Source organism: Clostridium beijerinckii (assembly GCF_036699995.1).
GTDB lineage: Bacteria > Bacillota > Clostridia > Clostridiales > Clostridiaceae > Clostridium > Clostridium helianthi.
The window spans coordinates 790,303-811,926 of sequence record NZ_CP144906.1; the positions used below are offsets into that span (position 1 = coordinate 790,303).

Consider the following 21,624-nt stretch of genomic DNA (forward strand, 5'->3'; position numbering starts at 1 on the left):
TAAATGAGTAATTATAATATTTATGTTAGTGATTATAATAGAACAAAAGTATTACAATTTCCAACGATTCCACCTAAGTTACCTTCCTTTTCTAGTGATAGCAAGAATGAGGAGTTTGAAACTTATTGGGATATACCATATAACTTTATTGAGAAAAAAGGATTACTTAAAAGTTCCTGGAGTGATTGGCTTCCAAGAGATGCAAGTAAGTATTATTTCTCTAAAAGTAAAGTTAATGCAAAGGAAATAATCGATTTAATTGAAAATGCTAAAACTAATGCTGAACCTATTCGAGTAGTAATAAGTACTCCTGATGGATATTATGTAAATGATTCTTTTAGCGTTGAAAAATTTGAGCATTCAATAATGAAAAATGGTGATTATGAATATAGCTTAGATCTTAAGCAATGGCGAGATTATAATACTATTATTACGCAAACTAGCACAGTAGGATGGCAACAAGATAATACTGGATGGTGGTACGTATATGATGCAAATGGAAGTTATTATATGGGGAATTGGCAGCTTATAAACAATGAATGGTATAATTTTAGAACAGATGGCTATGCACAACAAAATAGTTGGATTCAAGATGGTCTTTATTGGTATTATTTTAAAGATAGTTGCGCTATGGCTAGAAATGAATGGATTCAATATAAAAATAAATGGTATTATTTTGGTTCTGATGGAGCAATGTATTTTAGTGGATCTGCGACAATAGATGGAGTTAAATATACATTTGATGATGATGGAGCTTTAATTGAAAGTTAGGTGATAATGTGTATAAGCTTATTGTTAATAATCAAGATATTTTTAATGATGGCAATACTGTTTCGTGGGGTGGAGATACAGATAACTTGGGGAGTCAATTAACTTTTGATAGTATAAAAGAAATTCCTACTGGAACAGTTGTGCAGCTATTTAATGACTCCTTAGAAATTTTTAGAGGAATTGCATTTCATCCAATTAAAAAAAGATGGATATGGAGTTATACATGTCAGGACTATAGTTATTATCTTAAGAATAATAAAATCTCGGTCAAACAATTTTATAATATGAGGGCAGATGATGCTATAAGATCCTTAGCTAATGAAGCGTATTTAATCTGTATAATAGTAGACATGCCAACTCCTATAAGCAAAACTTATTCGAATACTACTATGGATAAAATAATAGACGACATTTTAGAACAAGCTAAAAATGACCAGGGAGCAACATATTTTAAAGAAATAGAAGGTAATATTTTATATATTAGAAAGCTTTCAGAAATGAAAATTAATCCTAAAATAATTTTACCTAAGCAAATAGATATAGATATGTCAATGGAGAAAATGAAAAATAGGATAACTGTAACAAGCGGAAATGATGATAATGCAAAAGTAGAAGCTACAGCAGAAGATACAAGTCAACAAGGATTCTATGGAGTTTTAAGTGATAATTTCAATGTAGAGGATAAAAATATTGCACAAGCTCAAAATATTGCCAATAATGCTTTAGTAAATAGCAATAAAATAGAATATTCAGCTACTTTAAATGATATGATAGCACTTAAAGATGGAGATTTAATAAAGCCTAATAGAATGATTTATTTGCAAGCAGGAAGTAGATTGAATGGGTACTATAAAATAAAAAATGCAAATCATAAATTACAAAATGGATTGCATAAGGCAAGTATTACAATTGTTTGGTAGGTGAAAAATGGATAGATATGATGTTGGAATTATGAAATTGTTTAGGGAAAGAGATAATAAAGATCCAGATGAAGCTAAAATAGGCAAAATAATTTCATTAAATCCTATGAAGGTATCCTTATTTGGAGGAGCAGCTATATTTATAGAAAATGATGATCATACTCCTCTCTATGTATGTGAGGATCTAAGAAAAATAACTGGAACTATAGAAATTGAAGGCAATGAATCTAAAAATTTTATTATAACAAGAGAACTAAATAATGGGGATAGTGTTTTATGTATTCCTATTTTAAATGGTCATGCTTATGTTGCAGTAAAGAAAGTGTAAAAGAGGTGATATAGTTTTGTTTCCGAATCAAGAAGTAGTTAACACAATAGACAAATTAGATGATACAAATTCAATAAGTAGTAAAGGTAAATCTCCATGTTTCAATTTTGAAACAGGAGATTTTTATGTTAAAGATGGAAGAGTAGAAACAATAAGTAAGCACGAGGCTTTAAAGCAATGGATTCAAAAAACTATTAGAACAGATAAAAACAAATACAAAATATATAATACAAACAATACTGAAAAATATGGTGTTGATTCGCTCTTGGATTTAATAACAAGCGATTATCCTTTAGCTTATAAGGAAGCGCAAATTCAAATTATAATTACAGAAGCATTATTAAGAAATTCTGATATAAAAGCTGTAAATAATTTTGTGTTTAAAAAGTATAAAAGGTTACTTAATTGCACTTTTGATGTTATTAGTATTTATGGCACAAGCACAGAAAGTGTGGTGAGATAGAAAATGAGCGATAGCAGAGATGTTATACAAGCTAGACTATTAACCAATATAAATGATTCGTACAATAAGTCTGAGGGTGAATTTATGTATGATGCGGAGATGCCAGTTGCAATTGAACTTGAGGGCGCATATACGGAAATTGAAGGCGTATTAGATAGGAGATTTGCAGAAACATCTACTGGAAAGGATCTTGATAAAGTAGTAAAAGATGTTGGATTAACACGTAAATTAACAACTCAATCTATTGGGAAAGTTACAATTACTGGAGTGGTCGGTTCTCCTATAAATAAAGGTGAACTCGTAGCTAGTGATAATGTTAACTTTGAATTTACAGAAACATTGGTTATACCTGAAAGTGGGAGTATAGATGTTTCAGTAAAATGTGTGAAATACGGTGAGGTCGGTAATATACCAGTTGGGGCTATTAAATATTTTCCAAAGACACTTTCAGGACTTCAAAAAGTAATTAATAAAGAATCTATTTCTAATGGATATAATGAGGAGACAGATGAAGAGTTAAGAAAAAGGTATTATGCTAAAATCCAGACTCCTGCAACGTCTGGGAATAAATATCACTATAGAAATTGGGCATTAGAGGTAACAGGTGTTGGAGATGCAAGAGTATTACCTTTATGGAATGGGAACGGAACTGTAAAAGTTGTTATTATAAATTCTAATAAGACTGGAGCTGATAGAACATTAGTAGATAGTGTTAAAAATTATATCGATCCAATTGATGGAATGGGCGAAGGACAAGCACCAATTGGAGCAACAGTAACAGTTGTTTCGGCGATTGAAAGGGCAATAAATATAACTGCAAATGTGAGTATAACTAATGGATTTAATCTTGGAGTAATACAAACAACTTTTAAAACATTGTTAATAGAATATTTGCAAAGTATTTCATTCAATGCTTCATATATAAGTATAGCAAAGATAGGGAAAATATTATTAAGTACTGAAGGAGTTATGGATTATTCTGATTTAAAAATTAATGGTGCAACATCAAATATTAATTTAGATGATGAAGAAATTGCGGTAATTGGAAATGTGAGTTTGGGGGTGATGTGATTTGAATGTAACTAAATTCTATGAGAAACTCAATAAAATTGAAAATAACATATATGTAATTGAGGAAGTTGTTGAAGTATTAAATGGAGTTTATGAATCAGAGCTACAACATGATAATGTAAATCTAAAGACATTGAATGTTTATACAGGAAGTAGACTTACAGGAAATAAGATTGAAGCATATTTTACATCAACTCCATCATTAGCTCCATGGAAAACAATAATTAAAATTTATTCTAATGTAAGTCCGATCTATATAAGCTATGAAACATTAGGGGATCAAGTTGAAGCAGGAGATATTAATAATCTTCAAGATTCTGTTGTTGAAACTCAAAAAAATCTTAATAATGAAATTAATAGAGCTATAGGTGCTGAAAAAGTTCTAACTGATAATCTAAGTTCAGAAATATCAAGAGCAAAAGGTTCAGAAAATATATTAACTAATAATTTAACTAATGAAGTTAATAGAGCAACAGCAGCGGAAAACTCTTTAAATAACAACATTAATTCAGAAGTAAATAGAGCTAAATCATCTGAAGGTACTTTGACAGCTAATCTTAACTCCGAAGTAACAAGAGCTACTAACGCAGAGAACACCATAACCAATAATCTTAATTCTGAAATTACTCGTGCTAAAGCCGCAGAAAATACACTAACAAATACAATTAATACTAACAAGCCTAATTGGGATGATAAATATACAAGGAATGAAGTTGATAATAAAATAAGCCAGGTTGTTAGTAATATGGATTGGAAGGAATCTGTAGCGACTTATGCTGATATAGCAACAACTTATCCAACACCTGATGATGGATGGACAGTTAATGTTAAAGATACAGATATTACTTATAGGTATAGTGGAACTGCATGGATTCCTATTAGTGCTAACTCCATTCCTTTAGCTTCATCAAGCGTTGATGGAAAAATGTCTAAGCAAGACAAGATAGATCATGATGATATGAATAGTAAAAAGCATACTCATTCTAACAAAAGTATTCTTGATATAATTACACAATCATTAATTGATAGTTGGAATAGTTCATATGCACATATTAGTGATACCATCAAACACATTACCAGTAATGAAAGAACCTTATGGAATACTGTAAGTAATAAGGTTGATAAAATTACTGGGAAAAGTTTATCTACAAATGATTTTGATAATAGCTATAAATCTAAAATTGATGGTATTAGTAACAATGCTAATAAAGTTGAAGCAAGCTCAATCAATGGAAATATAAAAGTAGATGGTGCTGAAAAAACAGTTTATATACATCCTAGTGGTACTAATCCACATGGTACAACTAAAGCTGATGTTGGATTATCTAATGTTGATAATACAAGTGATTTAAGTAAACCTATTTCAACAGCAGTTCAAGGTGCTTTGAATGGTAAAGCAAATAGCTCTCATACTCACACAAAAGCAAATATAATAGACTTCCCTACTAGCTTGCCAGCTGATGGCGGAATAGCGAGCATGTTAGGTAATGCTGTTTTAGTATCAGATTATAATACATTAATCCCGTCAGTAATTGCGCAGGGGGCAATAACACCAATAAAGGCTAATAATACGGCTAATTCACCTTGGAATAACACTACATCAGGATTTTTAATTCAAAGTAATGATAGTGATAGTTTTCATATCTTAATATTTAGAAGTGGTGGAGATGGTTGGGCTTATAGATCTTGTTATCAAAACGTATGGGCTGGATGGAAAATATTTAGTGCTGACGGACATAGCCATGACGATAGATATTATACTGAAACCGAAGCTGATACTAAATTTGCCACTAAGAGTGAGATATCACGGGCAGGCTATGGTGATATGCTTAAATCTGTTTATGATACTAATAATAATGGAGTTGTAGATAGGACAGAAAAATTATATACTGCAAGAAAAATAAATGGTGTTAATTTTGACGGTAGTGGTGATATAACAATTTATGATAACACTAAATTGCCAGTATCAGGTGGAACTGTAACAGGAAGAACATTGTTTAACCAAGGTATTTCAATTATTAATATAAATGGAGGAGCTGGAACTGAGGGCTTTATGTATTTAGCTCAAATAAAAGTAAATTCAAGTTATCAGAATCAACCAATAATTTTTGATATTCATCAAAGAGAAAGATTTGGGACTATAATCATAAAATTTAATAGCCAAAACACATCAGATCCAACTTTAGCATATATAAATAAAATTGGAAACATTAATGCATATATATATAAATCTGCAACTAGCACATGGGATTTATATATTCAAAAATCAGAAGGGTATGATTCTATAGATATAGTTGGCTTTGGTAAAGGCGATTACATGAATTCTACATCTGTAACATGGCAATCTTTAACTGTAACGTCGCTTCCAGCAGGATATATAGAAGCTACAATAGCAACAATAGATATTATTTCTACTAGAGCAAACCAAGATTCCGATGGAAAATCAATTAACACTACTTATGTTAAGAAAAAATGTACATGGAATGATTTAAAGGGGGTATAGCATGAACTATGGTACAACCCAATATGGAATTAATGAAGAAGATAACATAGATGAGATAAAACTAATATCACCTGATCTCATGAAATATATGCCCGACTACTATATTACATCTAAAGTTATGAAGGAATTAGAAAATTCTAATTCGCTGGAGCTTGGAAGATTAAATTATAAAATTAGAGATATAAAGAATCAGCTTTGGATAGATACTGCAACATGGGGTCTTAGCTACTGGGAAAAGGAATATGGAATTGAAACTAATTTATTATTAGGGTATGAACAAAGGCGAGAAGTACTTAAGGCTAAGAAAAGAGGGCAAGGCACAACAACTAAACAGATGATTAAAAATGTAGCTGAAACTTTTTCTGGGGGAGAAGTAAACATAATACAAGATAATCCCAACTATGCTTTTGTAGTTCAATTTGTTGGAGTTAAGGGGATACCAAAAAACATGCAGTTATTTAAAGATATGCTGGAAAATATTAAACCTGCACATCTAGGATACACGATTAAATACACTTATACTGTTTGGAATGTATTAAAAGAAAATAAATTAACATGTAACAATGCAAAATTGAAGACATGGGATGAGTTAAAAGTTTATGAATAGAAAGGGTTGATTAAATGTTAACAACAACAAATTATGGATTGAAAAAGCCAGAAGGAACCGATGTTGTAAATATAGATGATTTTAATGGTAATGCTGATATTATAGATACAAAGCTAAAAGAAATTAACTCAGCATTACCTCTTAAAGCTCCACTAGATTCTCCAGGGTTAACAGGAGCACCAACAGCACCAACTCAAACTCCAGGAGATAATAGTACCAAAATTGCTAATACTGCTTTTGTAACTACAGCGATAGCGAACAAAACAAGTGTAAGTGGAAATGCAGGAACAGCAACTAAGCTACAGACACCGAGAAATATAGCATTAGCTGGAGATGTTACTGGTTCAGCCAACTTCGATGGATCAGGAAATATATCGATAACAACTACTGTAGCAGATGATAGTCATAATCACATTATAGCTAATGTAGATGGATTACAAAGCGCTTTAGATGTAATAGATACGCACTTGTCAGATATGGTGTATCAGACAGCGAGTGGATCTGCCACAGCCATAACACTTACAATTAAAGGAAAGTTATTAACTGGATATCCAATAACTTTCATAGCAAGTGCAAACAATGGCGGAGCAGCAACCACTATAAATGGTAAAAAATTATATAAACCAGGAACGACAGTATCACCAAACTTAATAGCAGGAAAGGCGTATACTGTATGGTATAACTCAACTGGCGATTGTTTTTTTATCAAAGCTAGTGCAGAAGGTACTGCACTAGCGTCTGATGTACGTAAAAATAAAACATTTAGTAATGATAATGATACTGGTATAGTTGGAGGGCTTGATTTATCTTTATTAGTTAGTGGAAATATAAGAGCTGGTATTACTATAGATGGCGTTGCAGGTAAATCTTCCGTTGTAGATACACAAGATGCGAATGCATCAGCAGGACAAATATTAAATGGACAAACAGCTTATATAAACGGAAATAAAGTTGCAGGTAATATGCCAAATCATAGCGGAGCAGACAGCTCTGCAAATAGTATAGCAGGTACTAGCACAGGTAGAATATATGTAAGACCACAAGCAGGGTATTATGATGGTTCAGTTGCTTCATATGTAGATGATGGGAATTTTAATCCTGCTAATATAATTGCAGGTAAAAGTATATTTGGATTATCTGGGACTGCAATACGAAGTACGTATACTACTGGTGTCTGTACAAAAAATGTCGCTGTTGAACTTGGATTTAGACCTAAATTTGTCGTGATAGATGGAAATTTTTTGCAAGTATATTCTGAATATAATCCTTCGTTAAACATGGGATTTTATAAATATACAGGTAATGGGTCTGGATCTAGTAATAATTTTATATCTATTAGTGATACTGGTTTTACCTCCACTGGTGGTAGTGGCAAATTTATTTGTTGTTAAAGTTATTAAATATATAAAGAAGGTGTGAAAATATGAATACATTAATAATTTATGATATTACAGGAACTATTTTAAGTTCTCCAATAACAGGGGGATATATAAAGCCAACAGGAGAATTGCATTACCTAGAATTAGAAATTCCAGAAGGTAAAATAATAAAATCTATAAATACAGAAACAAAAGAACCTGTTTTGGAAGATATACCAAAATCAGATATAGAAAAATTACAAGAACAGGTAAATAATTTAGCACAAGCAAATGCAGAATTAACAAGTATAGTAGCAATGGGAAATAGCAATGCTTAGTATAATAAATTTAATTTTAAGGAGAGTGTTTAAAATGCAATTTAATAAAAACAGTGGATGTGTAAAAGTATGGGTAACATTAATGGTAGGAGGTACTTACGAATATAAAGATGTTCCCAATCTTTTGAATTTACAAGAGCAAGTAAAATTAGTTCTTGTAGATATGGGAGTTATGGAAGACGTAGCTAAAGAAAGTACTGCATCATAGGAAAAAGGGGCGTAGAAAATTAAATAAAAATAAAGCAATATTAAGGGCTCTTAGGAGTTCTTTTTTGTTGCTTAAATTTACAGAAAGAAGGTTAATAATGGAAACAATAAGCATTGCATTAATATGCACGCTATTAGGAGTTACTATAAGCTATGCGACTTTTCAATTAAATAAAGGTAACTCAATACGAGCAGAAACTAAAGAAGGTGCCATAATGGCAGCCAAACTTGATTTTATATCTCAGGGCGTAAATAATATTCAAGTTAAAATGGAAGCTCAAGAAGGAAAATTAAGTCAAATAAATGAAAGAGTTGCTAGGGTTGAGGAATCAACAAAATCAGCTCATCACAGATTAGATAATATAGAAAAAGGAGAAATGTAAAATGAAAGAAGTATTGATTAGTCAAGTTGCACCAGTGGCGGCTACTGCGGTAGTAGCAATTTTAGTAGCACTTATTAAAGCTGTTGGAGGTGCAACAATAGAAGTATTAGCCAAAAAGAAAGAAGAAATTGAGCAAAAAATCAAAGCAACAGGACATGAAGAAGAATTAAAAACAGCAAAAGAAGTATGGGGTATTATAGAAGAAAAATATAGAATTACAGAAAATGCAAATCAAGTTTTAGGATCTAAATCAAATGAGTTCGATAAATTATTACTTAAAAGAATACCAGGACTATCTCAAGAAAATCTCAATGATTTAAGACAAGCTATAGCAGGACAAGTTAACGTTGGAAAGCAAGCTATATTAACTAAAGAAGATGCAATAAAGCAATTGCAACATACTAATACCTTATTACAATCAGAGAATAAATCTCTTAAAGAGCAATTAAATAAAGTTCAAACTTTAGTAGGCACAACAAAAACAGAAAGTAATTAATTAAAGGTGCTCGCCAAGAACACCTTATTATATTTTATTGAAGAAGGGAATTGATTTTAATGAAAATTGGACTAAGAGCAGGACATAGTGAAAATTGTACAGGAGCAATAGGAATTGTTGATGAACATGAGCAAATGAAAAAGTATTATGCAGTAGTTAAGTCGGTATTTGAAAAGTACGGCCATACTGTTATAGATTGCAATTCAAATGCTAATACAGAGGATGGAGAGTTAAGTGAGGGAGCCAATAAAGCTAATAACAGTAATGTAGACTTTTTTGCTAGTCTGCATATGAATTCTTTTAATGGTCAGGCAAAAGGGACAGAAGTATTAGTTTCTAGTGAATCTAGTAAAGCATATCCAGTAGCGCAAAGACTTGTAGATAATTTTACTGAGTTAGGTTTTTATAATAGAGGTGTTAAATTTCAAAAGCTTTTTGAAATGAATCATATATTAGCACCAAATATTATTTCAGAAATCTGTTTTTGCGATTCTCAGGAAGACATTGATATATATAATAAATACTCATGGGAGCAATTAGCATATGTGTTTTGCAACGCAATAGATTCTAATATACCTAAGGAAGTTTCTAGTAGTGAAAATAATAGAAAATATTATGTCGTAACCAATTATTTGCCTGTAGCTTATACAGGATATGATGGAGTAGATATTAATTATGTATTGAGTTATTTTAATGATATTAAATGTTATGTAAGAGGCAATGAAAAAGGTATTTGGATAGAAACAGAATATCTAAGATTAGATAAATGTAATGAGCTTAAAAAAATTCTTGGAAGTTGGTTCTATGAAATAAAAGGGGAATAGTGCATAAAAAAATAAAACCAGGGAAATCTATTATTGTCGAGATAATATAAATGCCTGGTTTTACTATATGTAAAAGGGGATAATCCCTTCTTACATATAGTATTATATCCATGTATTTTATTAACTATACACTTTTTTATAAAAAAATAAGGCAGCAACAAAAGTTACCACCAATATCTGCAAGTATTAGTATAGCTTATTGCTTCCTTAAATACAAGGAGTGATTAAGTGTTAAATGAAGAGTTAGCAATAAAAATTCTCGGGAGAATAACATTGCTTTTCACAGAGTTAGAAATAAATCTATCAAAGCAGCTAGAATTGAAGAAGGAATTGGATGAAATACTATATGATTATGAAATAACAAGTAAATGTACAGAATTAACCACAAGTGATATAAAAGGAAAAGCAAAGCTATATATTGCTTGCAAAAAATTAGAAGGATTAAGTAATAAGACATTATATAATTATGTATTGTTTTTAGAAAAATTAGATATGTTTTTTAATAAACCATGCTCTACTATAGGAACTATGGATTTAAGAATGTTTTTAGCTGCATATAGTAAAGATAAAGCAGCTGGTACCACAAATGGATATATAACAATGCTTAAAGGTTTCTTTGGATGGCTACAGGCAGAAGAATATATTCTTAAAAATCCAGCCTTTCAATTAAAGCAAACAAAAGTGCCTAAAATAATTTTACAAGGGTATAAAGCAGATAACTTAGAAAAACTAAGAGAAGCTTGTGTAACGGAAAAAGAAAAATGTTTATTCGAGTTGCTGGATAGTACAGCTTGCAGAATAGGAGAAATAGACGAGGTGAAAATAGAAGACATTAATTGGCAAGAACAAAGTATAATTGTTACTGGTAAAGGAAGCAAGGAAAGAATTGTTTATTTTTCTACTAAAGCAAAATTACATATACAAGCCTATATTCAAAACAGATCAAATGGATATTTATTTATTTCAGATAAAGCTCCATATCAACATATTAAGGTTAGAGCATTGCAACTTATTTTATTAAGGATTAAAAAAAGAACAGGTATAGCAGAGCGTGTACATTGTCATAAATTTAGAAGAACTCAAGCAACTTATCTTTTAAATTCAGGAATGACAATTCAAGGGGTACAAAAAATATTAGGTCATACAAGTCCAGAGACTACTCAAAGGTATGCTCAACTTTCTCAAGAAAACCTTAAAAATGAGTATAAGAGATTGGTTCACTAATATGTATATAGAAATTACTATTTTTAACTATATTAAATTTGTTTGACAAAATCTCCATGTTATATACAATTAATATATAAAAATATTTAGGGGGGAATAATGATGGCGAAAATTATAAACTGTAAAACATGTGGCAAGGAAATAGCAAAAAATGCAAAGATATGTCCAAGTTGCGGAGCAAAAAATAAAAAGCCTATTTTTAAAAGATGGTGGTTTATATTAATTGTTCTGGTAGTTATAATAGGTGCTTTGGCATCAGGAGGAAACAAAGATAAGAATACAACAGATGAATCTCAAAAAACTACTAACACATCAACTACTAATGCAAACAAAGATGGACTTAAACAAGAAAATGGGAAAGATACTACAGATGAGAATATACCTAAGGAATATCAAGCAGCATTAAAAAAAGCAGATAGTTACGCTAACACAATGAATTTTTCTAAAAAAGCCTTGTATCACCAATTAACATCAGATGCTGGGGAAAAATTTACTGAAGAAGCTGCACAATATGCTATAGACAATGTAAAAGCAGATTGGAAAAAGAATGCATTAAAAAAAGCGGATAATTACGCTAATACAATGAATTTTTCTAAAAAAGGCTTATATCATCAATTAACATCAGATGCTGGGGAAAAATTTACTGAAGAAGAGGCACAATATGCTATAGACAATGTAAAAGCAGATTGGAAAAAGAATGCATTAGCAAAAGCTAAAATATATCAAAGTGAAATGAATATGTCTAAGAGTTCTATAAATCACCAATTGGTGTCAGATGCAGGAGAAAAATTTACTGAAGAAGAAGCACAATATGCTATAAATAATTTAGAAAATTAAAAATAAAAGACGTGGCAATTTTTAATATAACTGTTTGCCACATTTTTTATATATTAATGAATATTATGCCTATGGCTTGATATATTTGTTGTGAGCGATATTGTGTACGGTTCGCCTCCACCATGAAACCCACGAAAATCTAAATATTGGATTTTCGTGGGTTTATTTTAGTTTGTATGAATTTAGAGAAAGGGTTTATATCTATGATCCTATAAGAGAGTATCATTATTGTAAGCAAACATTTTAAGAGATTTAGCATATGCAAAGTTAAAGGATACTCTAAGTAATTAGAATAAGCTACTTGAAATTGTTGCACCACAAGATAAAAAAGCTTTACTGAAATTAAACAATAAAAAATCTATGTTATACTCGTTACGTCGATCATATCATCAATAAAAGATAATTTATATTATTGATATAATATAAACTTTAAATGATTGTTGTAAAAAGTGTATCCATATTCAACATTACACTAAAATTTGATAGTGCAGCATATATAAATAAAGTTGCTCATAAAGGGACACTTTTTAGCAAAAATCATTTAATTTTTAGCAATATTCAAACAATTTAGCGTTAATCTTATCTACTAGATTGTATCAATATTTAAGTTATGAGATATGAAACTCACAAGAATCCAAAGTTTGGATTTTTGCGAGTTTATTTTTTGTGTTTCTGAATATCACCTGATTTTTAATGGGGTCATGATTAGTAAAATATATAATGTATTAAATAAAAATAAATGGTATAATTATAAATAATATACAATTGAGGGTGATAATAAACACACAATGAGGGTTAATATATGGAATGTTATATAGACAATAAACCAATTAATATACTTTCAATGTCAAATCGTACTTTTAATACATTACAAAGAATAGGAATTCATACAGTAAAGGAACTTTATGAACTTGATCCAACAACTATTGTTACTTTACCTAACATAGGCAAAGTAACAATAAATGAAATAGAGAAAGTTAAACAGAAATTGAATGAAGGAAGGATTATTCCTGGAGATTCATACGAAGCAAATTTACTAGAAAAGTCTAAGAAGACAGAAAAATTGCAAAATGAAATATTTTACAATTCCCAAGGTATTCTTTGTTTTGATATATCAATAGAAAGATTAAAACCATTTGTACGTGGTTACAATTGCTTAAAAAAGGCTGGTTTTAATTATATATCTCAAATTATTGGAATGGATACTGAAGAGTTATGCAAAATAAAAAATATGGGAAAAAAAACTGCACAAGATATAATTTCTGAAGTAAATAATATTGAATTTAAAATAGTTGATGAGGATGAATTTGAAAAAGGTGACATATACTCAAAGATCCATGAAAAGATGAGTAATCAAGACAAAACAATATTAAATTTATGTATGAAAAAAGCTAATGCTATTTTTGATGTTAGATTTAATGAACAAAATTCATTAGCAAAGGAATTTCAGTTGATTATTTCTAAAACATTAGAATTAGATAATAAAGGAAATATGAATGATATGTTAAATAAAATGGTTTTTGATGATAATTTCAAGTTGTTTAACAACATTCTTATACGTTCAATAATGGAAAAGGTAAAATCTTTTGAATATGGTTGCTCACGAAAAATATTAAATTCGATATATGGTGAAGTTTTTGATGAAAAAAATATCAATAAGATAATCAGTAAGCTTTTAGAAGAAAATGAATTAATATCTACAGAAAATGGTATAGAGTTTTTTTATCCTAGTATTAAAGAATATATTGAAAATATGCCTGAAGGAAGAGATAGGTATGTTTTAGAATCCAGGAGTAAAGGGGATACCTTTGAAGAAATAGGTAAAATATTAGAAATAAGTCGCGAAAGAGTTCGGCAAATTCAAAACAAAGTTTTTCAAGGAATTGACCATATTTATGAAGATCGTTATAAGCAGGTATTTCTTGATTATAAATTTGATAAAGAACTATTTTGTTATGGTTTTAATCAAAATGAATTATGTTATATTTATTTAGAAACTAAGTATAAAAGAGAAAAATCAAAATATAAGCAAATAGAAAAACTTGAAAATGATGAATCATATCCTTTTGAATTTCATCGTGCAGGAGAAAAAATTGTACATAGAAATGAATTAAATATAGATGGAAATTATATATTAAAAGAACGTACAGAAATTGCAAATTTTGTTGCGAAGACATATTGTAGAGACAAAACTAAATTTACAGATTTTGTTGAATTGTATAACATTTTTTTAGAAATCAATGGATTGAAGTTGGAAGATAAATTACAAATTGTAGCAGGAACTTATGAAAATAAATTTGCAAAATGGAAAAATATTTTATGGAATAATCATTCATCTTTTAGATATTATGAATTTGAAAAATATGATTTTAATGAGCTACTAAAAGCTATAGATTTTTATCAATATAAAGATGTAGAAATTTCAACTTTAAAATTTTTTAAAGAACATTTAGATGTTATGAAAGACTATGATATAAGAGATGAATATGAACTGCATAATTTGCTAAAAAAGGTTGTAGATATAGGTAATATCGATGTTTCATTTTCAAGGATGCCACATATAGTATTTGGTAAGGCTGATACAAGTAAACAGGTATATGATTTATTATTACAATGTGCATCAGATAGAAAAATATCAATAGATGATTTTGCTGAAAAATATGAAGAGGAGTATGGAGTTAAAGTACCATCTGTTAAAGCAAATTATTTAGAACCTATTGATAAATATTTGCATGATGGATTGTATGAAATAAGAGTTAAACCACTTGAAGACGAAGCGTATAAAAAACTTAAATTAATTTTAAATGAAGATTATTATACTATAAATAAACTTAAAGCAATTTTTAAAAATGTACATTCAAATAATAATGATATAAATGCTTATACAATAAAGCAACTTGGATTTAATATATACAAAGATTATGTAATTAGTACTAGATATAAAAGTGCAGTGGAATATTTTAGAAGGTTGCTATCTGTTGATATATTTAAACTTGATAATTTAGAAACTTCGATTATATATAATGGAACTTTCAATGCTGAACTTTATAGAAAAAGAGAAAACTATGACATTATAGAGTATGCTCCTGGAAGTTATATATCATTTAATAGGCTTAAAACAGCCAATATTGAAAAGAAAGATATAGTTGAGTTTATAGATGCTGTATATAATTTTGTACCTACTAATGAATATTTTTCGATTAAATCAATTTTGAATGACGGATTTGATAATAAACTTTTTGATTTAGGGTTTGATAATTGGTTTTATGCTTCATTAATTACTGAAGATAAAAAAAGATTTAGTTATGGTAAATTTGGATTAACAAAAGTATTTATTCTTGGAAATAAAGAGATAACATTTTCAAAGTTTATAGAAGATTTAGTTATAGAAAGTAGTAGTATGGAATTGGAGGATATTATCAATCTATTAATGGATAAGTATGGCTGTTATATAAAGCGTGATAAATTAATAGAACTAATTAAAAGTACAAGCCTTTATTATAATAAAATAATAGAGAAGGTATATATAGATTATGAAATTTATTTGGAGGAAATATAAAAATGAATTTATTAAGTGATGAATCGGTTAATAGTAGAATTGAAAAAATATCAGAGACTAAAAGGGTACATTTGAGTGGAAAAACAGAAGTTATGGCTGTATATCGAATTCCATTAGATTTATTATATTATAATGATCAAAATGATCGTATAGCAGCACGGATGAGTCAATATAGAGAAGAAAATGGATTTATGCCAACAGATAAGTTGGAACGAGGAGAGTTTAACGATATTATAGAAGAATTTATTGTTGAAACTAATGAAAAGGCAATTACAAGAACTCAAAATAATATTAAATTGCGTAGTCAGGAAAACCCTGGGGTTGTTTTGTCAGATGGTAGAATTATTGATGGAAATAGGCGTTTTACTTGTTTGCGGAGGCTTGCAAAGGAAAATCCGGATTTTTCATATTTTAATGCTACTATTTTAGATAGAAGTATTCGACATAATGCTAAAGAAATTAAAATGCTTGAGCTTCAATTGCAATTTGGAGAGGAAAGCAAAGAAGATTATAGTTCGATTGATAAAATAACAGGAATATATTACGATGTAATAAAAAATAAGCTTTTATCAGCTGAAGAATACGCACATAGTGTTAACGAAACTACTAAAAGTATTAATTGTAAAATTGAAATAGCAAATTTAGTGGAGGAATTTCTTGAGTTTATTAATGCAAAAGAACAATTTCATTTAGCAAGACAGTTGGAAGTATATGCTGCTATTGAGGAACTTCAAAAAATGTTGAAAAAATGCATGAATGATGATGATAGGGAACAATTAAAATATATTGTATTTGCTACTATTGCAGTAGGAACAGAAGAAGATAAAAGAAATAAAGTTAGGCAGATGAGTAGAATTGTTTCATCACAATATTGTGATGAATTTATTGCAGAACAAGCTGTATTAGTAGAAAAGGTTGCAGACGCATTACCTCATCAAAAAATATCATCTATGTCAACTATAATTGATATAAGAAAGAAATCTAAAGATATAGCTGAAGAATTAGATAGATCTTTGAAAAAAGCTGATTTAAAAACAAAAAAAAGTAATGCAAAATTAGAATTAATTAGACTTGCTGAAAATGCTACAGATAATTTAGAAAGCATTGATACTAATCTTCTGAAAAAAATGAATGATAGTGAATTACAACGTTTTGAACGTCAAATAAAATTGCTTGAGGATGCTTTAAATATAATTAAGGATGATTTGAAAATATGAAGGTTTGGAAATTAAATACAGAAGGGGCGGGTTTAATTCTTACTGCAAAATCAGAAATTGAAAGTATATTATTTTCTTCATGGTATAAGATGAAATTAAAGCGTTATGCAAGGAGTTACGATGAAGATAACATATACTTTAAAGAAGATTTAGTTTATATAGAACAAAAACAGATAATAAGTATATTACAATTAAATTGTGGAAAATTAGAGGCAAAAATTGAAATTGCTAATGAGATATTATCAAATATAAAAAATCTTGAATTACACATCGAAGAACGCTCTCGTGCAGGTATTGAAATAAAACATCAAAATGTTAAATACTTTGATAAATTTAAACAATATAGCAAAATTGTTAATGATAATATGGTGAGAACACTAAGAGAAAAACAAATGTGGGATTCTTTTTATATGTGTATGATGAAAAAATCAGCAAATTTTTCAGTTCCTGGTTCTGGTAAAACATCATCAGTTCTTGGTGTATATGCATTTTTAAAAGAATGCCAAAATGTTAAGAGAATAGTAGTTATATGTCCTAAAAACGCTTTTGGATCTTGGATTGATGAATTTAAAATTTGTTTTGGAGAAAAAGAAAAACTTAAAGTGTTTCATATTCATGATAAAAAATTCAAAAATGTTAAACAGTGTAAAGAAAGTTTGAACTATAAAAGTGATAAATATAATTTATTTCTATTTAATTATGAGGCGGTTCAAAGCTATTTAAATGAAGTAAAAATTATTGTTAATGAAGAGACTTTACTTGTATATGATGAGGTACATAAGGTTAAGCGCCATGATGGGAAATGGGCCAAAAGTTCACTTCAGATAGCAAAGAATGCTAGTTATTGTATTGCCATGACTGGAACACCAATTCCTAATACGTATCTTGATATATATAATTTGTTGAATATACTTTATCCGCATGAATATAAAAACTTTTTTAACTTTGATACAAGGATGTTGCGTAATCCTCGCAATGAGGATATTGATAAAATAAATAAAACAATAGCGCCCTTTTTTTGTCGCACTACGAAGGAGCAATTATCCGTACCGCCAGTTAATGAAGATAAAATGATTTTGATTGAGGCTTCAGAAATAGAAAATAAGCTGTTTAATATTTTATGTATGCATTATCGTTCCAATAAGCTTGCACTAATGATAAGAATTTTGCAACTTGAAAGTGATAGTTCATTATTATTGAGTAAACTTGATTTGAAAGATTTTAAATATTTGCTTAATGACAATTGCGAAGATATTGAAGATATTGATTTTGTAGATTATTCCAATGAAGTTAGAAATTTAATTGAAAATATGCCATGTTCTGAAAAAATATCTGCATGTATAAATCTTGTAAAGAAATTAATAGCAGAAGATAAAACTGTAATTATCTGGTGCATTTTTAAAAATTCTATGCACTCTATATCAAAAATATTAAATAAAAATAATATATCTACTAAAATAGTAGATGGAGAAGTTGATCTTGAAGATAGACAACAAATCCTTGAAGATTTCAAGAATGGATTTACAAAAGTTTTGATAACTAATCCTCATACTCTTGCCGAATCTGTTTCTTTACATTCAGTTTGTCATGATGCAGTATATTTTGAATATAGTTATAATCTTGTACATTTGTTACAGTCAAAAGATAGAATTCATCGATTAGGTTTATTGCCAAATCAATATACGCAGTATTATTATTTAAAAACAACATTTAGAAATATTGATGGTGAATTTTCGATGGATGAAGAAATATACTTGAGACTTAAAGAAAAAGAAAAAATAATGCTTAATGCTATTGATAAAGATGTTGTTGAAATTATGCCAACAGATGATGAAGATCTTGAAATGATATTTTCTGAATTGTTTTAAAAAGGCTAATCAATTAGCAAAACATATAGAATTCCTAAAGTGAATCAAAATATAAAATTAAATATATATTATAACTATGTAATAAATAAAAGGAATACTAAAGCAATATACTTTGAGCATTCCTTTTTCTATTTTAAGGAGGAATTATAAATGAAAAAACTATGGAAATTAGAACAGTTACAAGTGATAAAATCACAAATATCTGAGCAAGTGGTAGAAAGCATGAAAGAAGCAATTATTACTATTGATGAGGAATATGGAACTGGTAGAGAGGTGGAGGCTGATCTTGGGGGATTTGTTTTATTATTAGAATCAGAGACTGACGTAAAAGAATTAAAAGTTGATAAGTTGAATGGATTACTTGCCGAATATACTGATGAAATCAAGAGTGATGATGGTACTAAATACTATTCATCACTTTTTCTATTATCCTCAGATTATGCAATAATGGTTTATTCAAACAAAGAGTTACATGAATTATTATTAAGAAAGGTGTTGTAGTTAATATGGCAAAGCAGAGTAAAGAAATAATTGAAGAAAGGAAAATAGTGAAAGAAACTAAATATTGTGAAATATACAAAGCTGTGTCTATTATTGATGATGAATATTATAGCAGTATTGAGAAAATTAGAGTAAAGCAAAAGGAGAGAGAGGAAATTCGTTTTGCCTTATATAAGAATACTTTTAAGATGGAGCGCCAATTTATTCCAAGAAGTTTGGATTTAACGGAGAAGCAATTATTGGAGTTGATTGGAAAAGCTATTGAAGGAAAAGTGCTTTCAGAGGAATTTGTAAATTTGCTTAGAGAGAAATTAAATAAAAAGTAAAAGCTTAATTGCCATATGAAGGTGATTAAGTTTTTATTATTTTTAGGAGGAATAGCATGATGAAATATTTGAAATACTTATTAATTATTAATAAAGGCAAAATAACTTTTAAAGAATATGAAGATGTGGTTGGTAATGAATGTGAAAGATAAAACTCCATCGAAAAGAATAAGGATTGTTTCAATAAAAATGGTGAGAGCAGCAAGTGTTTTATATGATATAAGAAAAATAGGCTCACCTAAGGATGGCGTAGAACTAGGGAAAAAGTTTCTAGATGATGCAGATAGGGAGCAACTTTTAGTATGTTGCCTTGATACAAAGAATCAGCCAACTGCAATAAATGTAGTTTCAGTAGGTAGCCTAAATAGTTCCATAGTTCATCCAAGAGAAGTGTTCAAACCTGCAACTCTAGGAAATTCAGCTTCAATAATATTATTTCATAATCATCCATCAGGTGATCCAGCGCCATCAAGAGAGGACATAAGTATAACAGAAAGAATAAGAGAGAGTGGAAGGATGCTTGGTATTGAATTGATAGACCATATAATCATAGGAAATGATTCATATTGTAGTCTAAAGGAAAAAGGTATAATTTAAAAAACATAATGAGTTTAAATAAGAAATGGAGTGACATAAAAATGATTATAGCTAATAGTAATTTTTCAGAAATAATACAAATGTTTATTACCAATGAAATAAATAATATAATCAATAAATATGGAAATATAGAAGAAAAGAATATTAAAAAGGTTGAGGTACTTATATCTAGAATTGATGATGAAGAATTCAAGCAAGAATTATTGCAGAATTTTGATATGGCATTGAACTTAGCAACAGATATAGGTGATAATTATGTGGATAATAATGTAATTAAAATGTTATTGTGGATAAAAAATCATACTAGATTAGATATAATGGTAAGCAAACTAATTAAAGTACTTGATGAAGTAAATGAATATGGATGTGCTTTAGTAAATGATAACACTATTATATATAAGAAAGGTGCTGACTTAAGAGATTTTGCCAAAGAAAAATTAGAATATATGTTAGAAGATGAATTTTATATTGATAAGTTATTTACAAAAGAAATGCTTATTGAAATGTGGAGGGATGGAACAAGTAAAAGCGATGCCATTAATGAATTGGTAGAAGGCGTTGAGGTTGAAGAACTTCTTGATATGGATGCACAACCAATGTTTGAGGATGACGATAATCAAGAGTATATATATGCAGTAATAGATTGTTAATAAGGTTACTTTTCTAAAAGGAGAGGTAGCCTTTTTATTATGTAAAAAACAATAAAAGAGAGGAATGAAATTTTATGTTTAATAAAGAAAATCGTTATGTTACAAAAGGAGTAAATGAAAACGTAGATATTAGATTACAGATTATAATTTGTTTCTTTAATTGATGAATTAAAGAAACAAATGGAGGTGGACTATCTACAGATATTTAATATATCACAAATTAATAAGAGCAGAATAGAAATTACCCATGAGCAGGAAATACCAGAATATAAAGCTATATATGAAATAGATGGTCAAGAGATTATATTAGAAAATGATGCAAAAATATATGTAATTGATGATGGAGAATATTCTACAATGATTTTAGCAGAAGAATATTACTAATACTTATACTGATAAAGTCTAGAACAGAGTCGGTATTTTTAGGAAAGCAGAAATATAGTACTTAGTTAAAGACAAAGCATAATAGCTTAATGCTGTATAATAAGAAAATAACTGTTTTTGAAATATATATTATATTAATAGAAAAACGATACATGATTGTTATTTTACTAGGAAGATAGAAAAAGGAACATA

At 29.0% G+C, this 21,624-nt stretch carries 23 protein-coding genes; all 23 read left to right on the forward strand.

The window, feature by feature from the left end; translation table 11 throughout:
- Nucleotides 1-3 precede the first annotated feature (3 nt).
- Entirely contained in the window at nt 4-771 is a 768-nt protein-coding gene (locus PZA12_RS03900) for a cell wall-binding protein (protein ID WP_103698266.1), read from the forward strand.
- A gap of 8 nt (nt 772-779) precedes the next feature.
- Nucleotides 780-1,691: an XkdQ/YqbQ family protein gene (locus tag PZA12_RS03905; protein ID WP_103698265.1), complete on the forward strand. Its 912-nt coding sequence runs from the start codon at nt 780-782 to the stop codon at nt 1,689-1,691.
- A 7-nt stretch (nt 1,692-1,698) separates the two neighbouring features.
- Nucleotides 1,699-2,019 (forward strand): DUF2577 family protein, encoded by a 321-nt coding sequence (locus PZA12_RS03910; protein ID WP_103698264.1) that lies wholly within the window; start codon nt 1,699-1,701, stop codon nt 2,017-2,019.
- A gap of 16 nt (nt 2,020-2,035) precedes the next feature.
- Nucleotides 2,036-2,482 carry a DUF2634 domain-containing protein gene (locus PZA12_RS03915; protein ID WP_103698263.1) on the forward strand — a complete coding sequence of 149 codons (447 nt, stop codon included), beginning with the start codon at nt 2,036-2,038 and terminating at the stop codon, nt 2,480-2,482.
- A 3-nt stretch (nt 2,483-2,485) separates the two neighbouring features.
- Nucleotides 2,486-3,553 carry a baseplate J/gp47 family protein gene (locus PZA12_RS03920; RefSeq protein ID WP_103698262.1) on the forward strand — a complete coding sequence of 356 codons (1,068 nt, stop codon included), beginning with the start codon at nt 2,486-2,488 and terminating at the stop codon, nt 3,551-3,553.
- 1 nt (nt 3,554) lies between these two features.
- Nucleotides 3,555-6,056, forward strand: coding sequence for a hypothetical protein (locus tag PZA12_RS03925; protein WP_103698261.1), 2,502 nt, complete (start codon nt 3,555-3,557; stop codon nt 6,054-6,056).
- A gap of 1 nt (nt 6,057) precedes the next feature.
- On the forward strand, nt 6,058-6,663 hold the full coding sequence (locus PZA12_RS03930) for a YmfQ family protein (RefSeq protein ID WP_077829005.1): 606 nt from the start codon (nt 6,058-6,060) through the stop codon (nt 6,661-6,663).
- 14 nt (nt 6,664-6,677) lie between these two features.
- On the forward strand, nt 6,678-8,054 hold the full coding sequence (locus PZA12_RS03935) for a hypothetical protein (protein WP_242984836.1): 1,377 nt from the start codon (nt 6,678-6,680) through the stop codon (nt 8,052-8,054).
- Nucleotides 8,055-8,086: 32 nt separating this feature from the next.
- The gene (locus tag PZA12_RS03940; RefSeq protein ID WP_103698260.1) at nt 8,087-8,359 is read left to right on the forward strand and encodes a hypothetical protein; all 273 of its coding nucleotides are present in this window, start codon (nt 8,087-8,089) and stop codon (nt 8,357-8,359) included.
- A gap of 34 nt (nt 8,360-8,393) precedes the next feature.
- On the forward strand, nt 8,394-8,567 hold the full coding sequence (locus PZA12_RS03945) for a hypothetical protein (protein WP_242984835.1): 174 nt from the start codon (nt 8,394-8,396) through the stop codon (nt 8,565-8,567).
- 97 nt (nt 8,568-8,664) lie between these two features.
- Entirely contained in the window at nt 8,665-8,949 is a 285-nt protein-coding gene (locus tag PZA12_RS03950; protein WP_077829044.1) for a hypothetical protein, read from the forward strand.
- 1 nt (nt 8,950) lies between these two features.
- Nucleotides 8,951-9,445, forward strand: a complete 495-nt coding sequence (locus PZA12_RS03955) for a cobalt ABC transporter permease (RefSeq protein ID WP_173696059.1) — start codon at nt 8,951-8,953, stop codon at nt 9,443-9,445.
- 59 nt (nt 9,446-9,504) lie between these two features.
- Entirely contained in the window at nt 9,505-10,269 is a 765-nt protein-coding gene (locus tag PZA12_RS03960) for an N-acetylmuramoyl-L-alanine amidase (RefSeq protein WP_103698258.1), read from the forward strand.
- A 228-nt stretch (nt 10,270-10,497) separates the two neighbouring features.
- Entirely contained in the window at nt 10,498-11,493 is a 996-nt protein-coding gene (locus tag PZA12_RS03965; RefSeq protein ID WP_242952599.1) for a tyrosine-type recombinase/integrase, read from the forward strand.
- Between the two features lie 102 nt (nt 11,494-11,595).
- Complete coding sequence (locus PZA12_RS03970) at nt 11,596-12,330, forward strand: Ltp family lipoprotein (RefSeq protein ID WP_077829009.1); 735 nt, start codon at nt 11,596-11,598, stop codon at nt 12,328-12,330.
- 802 nt (nt 12,331-13,132) lie between these two features.
- The gene (locus PZA12_RS03975; RefSeq protein WP_103698257.1) at nt 13,133-15,889 is read left to right on the forward strand and encodes a DNA-directed RNA polymerase subunit alpha C-terminal domain-containing protein; all 2,757 of its coding nucleotides are present in this window, start codon (nt 13,133-13,135) and stop codon (nt 15,887-15,889) included.
- Between the two features lie 2 nt (nt 15,890-15,891).
- On the forward strand, nt 15,892-17,106 hold the full coding sequence (locus tag PZA12_RS03980) for a hypothetical protein (RefSeq protein ID WP_103698256.1): 1,215 nt from the start codon (nt 15,892-15,894) through the stop codon (nt 17,104-17,106).
- Complete coding sequence (locus PZA12_RS03985) at nt 17,103-18,974, forward strand: DEAD/DEAH box helicase (RefSeq protein WP_103698255.1); 1,872 nt, start codon at nt 17,103-17,105, stop codon at nt 18,972-18,974. Before PZA12_RS03980 ends, PZA12_RS03985 begins: the two co-directional genes overlap by 4 nt.
- A 150-nt stretch (nt 18,975-19,124) precedes the next feature.
- Entirely contained in the window at nt 19,125-19,475 is a 351-nt protein-coding gene (locus PZA12_RS03990; RefSeq protein WP_103698254.1) for a hypothetical protein, read from the forward strand.
- 5 nt (nt 19,476-19,480) lie between these two features.
- Nucleotides 19,481-19,801 (forward strand): hypothetical protein, encoded by a 321-nt coding sequence (locus PZA12_RS03995; protein WP_103698253.1) that lies wholly within the window; start codon nt 19,481-19,483, stop codon nt 19,799-19,801.
- 135 nt (nt 19,802-19,936) lie between these two features.
- Nucleotides 19,937-20,398 (forward strand): JAB domain-containing protein, encoded by a 462-nt coding sequence (locus PZA12_RS04000; RefSeq protein ID WP_242984834.1) that lies wholly within the window; start codon nt 19,937-19,939, stop codon nt 20,396-20,398.
- Nucleotides 20,399-20,439: 41 nt separating this feature from the next.
- Nucleotides 20,440-21,048 (forward strand): hypothetical protein, encoded by a 609-nt coding sequence (locus tag PZA12_RS04005; protein WP_103698251.1) that lies wholly within the window; start codon nt 20,440-20,442, stop codon nt 21,046-21,048.
- Between the two features lie 186 nt (nt 21,049-21,234).
- Nucleotides 21,235-21,432, forward strand: coding sequence for a DUF960 family protein (locus tag PZA12_RS04010; protein ID WP_242984833.1), 198 nt, complete (start codon nt 21,235-21,237; stop codon nt 21,430-21,432).
- The last annotated feature ends 192 nt before the right edge of the window (nt 21,433-21,624 follow it).

Excerpts from the sequence above, each read along its gene's own strand:
- PZA12_RS03935 (WP_242984836.1), top strand. The coding sequence starts at position 6,678 with ATGTTAACAACAACAAATTATGGATTGAAAAAGCCAGAAGGAACCGAT.
- PZA12_RS03970 (WP_077829009.1), top strand. The coding sequence starts at position 11,596 with ATGGCGAAAATTATAAACTGTAAAACATGTGGCAAGGAAATAGCAAAA.
- PZA12_RS03930 (WP_077829005.1), top strand. The coding sequence starts at position 6,058 with ATGAACTATGGTACAACCCAATATGGAATTAATGAAGAAGATAACATA.
- PZA12_RS03945 (WP_242984835.1), top strand. The coding sequence starts at position 8,394 with ATGCAATTTAATAAAAACAGTGGATGTGTAAAAGTATGGGTAACATTA.
- PZA12_RS03975 (WP_103698257.1), top strand. The coding sequence starts at position 13,133 with ATGGAATGTTATATAGACAATAAACCAATTAATATACTTTCAATGTCA.
- PZA12_RS03900 (WP_103698266.1), top strand. The coding sequence starts at position 4 with ATGAGTAATTATAATATTTATGTTAGTGATTATAATAGAACAAAAGTA.
- PZA12_RS03995 (WP_103698253.1), top strand. The coding sequence starts at position 19,481 with ATGGCAAAGCAGAGTAAAGAAATAATTGAAGAAAGGAAAATAGTGAAA.
- PZA12_RS04005 (WP_103698251.1), top strand. The coding sequence starts at position 20,440 with ATGATTATAGCTAATAGTAATTTTTCAGAAATAATACAAATGTTTATT.
- PZA12_RS03950 (WP_077829044.1), top strand. The coding sequence starts at position 8,665 with ATGGAAACAATAAGCATTGCATTAATATGCACGCTATTAGGAGTTACT.
- PZA12_RS03960 (WP_103698258.1), top strand. The coding sequence starts at position 9,505 with ATGAAAATTGGACTAAGAGCAGGACATAGTGAAAATTGTACAGGAGCA.
- PZA12_RS03920 (WP_103698262.1), top strand. The coding sequence starts at position 2,486 with ATGAGCGATAGCAGAGATGTTATACAAGCTAGACTATTAACCAATATA.
- PZA12_RS03955 (WP_173696059.1), top strand. The coding sequence starts at position 8,951 with ATGAAAGAAGTATTGATTAGTCAAGTTGCACCAGTGGCGGCTACTGCG.
- PZA12_RS03985 (WP_103698255.1), top strand. The coding sequence starts at position 17,103 with ATGAAGGTTTGGAAATTAAATACAGAAGGGGCGGGTTTAATTCTTACT.
- PZA12_RS03980 (WP_103698256.1), top strand. The coding sequence starts at position 15,892 with ATGAATTTATTAAGTGATGAATCGGTTAATAGTAGAATTGAAAAAATA.
- PZA12_RS03910 (WP_103698264.1), top strand. The coding sequence starts at position 1,699 with ATGGATAGATATGATGTTGGAATTATGAAATTGTTTAGGGAAAGAGAT.
- PZA12_RS03940 (WP_103698260.1), top strand. The coding sequence starts at position 8,087 with ATGAATACATTAATAATTTATGATATTACAGGAACTATTTTAAGTTCT.
- PZA12_RS04000 (WP_242984834.1), top strand. The coding sequence starts at position 19,937 with ATGAATGTGAAAGATAAAACTCCATCGAAAAGAATAAGGATTGTTTCA.
- PZA12_RS03990 (WP_103698254.1), top strand. The coding sequence starts at position 19,125 with ATGAAAAAACTATGGAAATTAGAACAGTTACAAGTGATAAAATCACAA.